This is a genomic window from Bradyrhizobium genomosp. I (2014), assembly GCF_000261685.1.
Taxonomy (GTDB): Bacteria; Pseudomonadota; Alphaproteobacteria; order Rhizobiales; family Xanthobacteraceae; genus Bradyrhizobium.
The window spans coordinates 1-1044 of the sequence record NZ_AJQE01000312.1; the positions used below are offsets into that span (position 1 = coordinate 1).

Genomic DNA, 1044 nt, shown 5'->3' on the forward strand with positions numbered 1-1044 from the left:
AACGAGCTCGCCGGCGCTCGCTATCAGGGACGCCAGATCGCGGAGACCGCGAAGAAGCTGCATGGCTGATGCGACACGGGCGGTATTCTCATTCGAGGATGCCGCCCCATCTGCCGTTAGGATACTTGACGAAGAACGATACGAATGGCCTTCGAACTCTTGTTGATCGCGCAGATGATCCGCAAGCCCGCACAGGCACTTGCGCGGCGCTGGTATTGCCGCAGCCTATTCCGCGCCTCTCGCGGGCGGCTTCGCTGCGCCAGTTGCACGGGATCGTGAAGCCTGTTCGGACGACAAGAACGCTGCACCCTGCGGCACTTCTTGTCGCGCTCCCTTGTTATCGCGCTCCCTTGCCCATCGCTCTCGCCACAAGGGTGGCGAGCCTGGGATAGCGGCGCAGGCCCTGCGCGGCATGATCGCGCAATGCAAAGGGCACGCCGCGCCAGGACAGCGCGACGCTGACATCGGTGAGGGGGATCTTCTCGGCGCCGAAGCGGCGCTTGTAGTCCTGATTGCCGATGCTGAGGTCGAAGCGGCGCACGCCCTGTGCATGGAGCGCCGCCATGGTGCGCTCGGTGACGAGCAGCCCGGGCGAGCAGCTCGACCATGAATCGCCGCCGTGGCCGATGCGCAACAGGCAATAGGTCGCGCCGTGCCGGACGCCGAGCGTGGTGGCGACGACACCCTCGTCACAGACCAGCGCCGAGATCATGGCATAACCTTCCGCAAGGCCCCGGCGGGCGACCTCGCGATAGAATCTCGCATGGACCTCATCGTTGAGGACGAAGCGTGATCCGAGCTTTCGCATGCGCGCCTGCTGCTGCATATCCATCGCGTCCAGCAGCTCATGCGCACGCGCGACATCCGCGGCAATCTCGAACCGCGCGCCGGCATGACGGCTGAAGACCCGCCAGCAACGTGGCATCTGCAGACGCTTGATCGAGGCCTGATAGTCGCGATAGTCATCGCCCATCGACACGAGATTGCCGTTCAGCGAGGAGGACCCGATCCGGCCGAGCGACACCAGCGGGTTCGGCTTTTCCC

At 64.8% G+C, this 1044-nt stretch carries 1 protein-coding gene and 1 pseudogene; one reads left to right on the forward strand and one right to left on the reverse strand.

The window, feature by feature from the left end:
* Positions 1-69, forward strand: a pseudogene (locus IC50_RS41545) (NAD(P)H:quinone oxidoreductase); the annotation flags it as partial.
* Positions 70-337: 268 nt separating this feature from the next.
* On the opposite strand, the gene IC50_RS28665 reads toward IC50_RS41545, so the two are convergent.
* The coding region (locus IC50_RS28665; protein ID WP_035712691.1) for a GNAT family N-acetyltransferase at positions 338-1044 on the reverse strand (707 nt) is incomplete at its 5' end.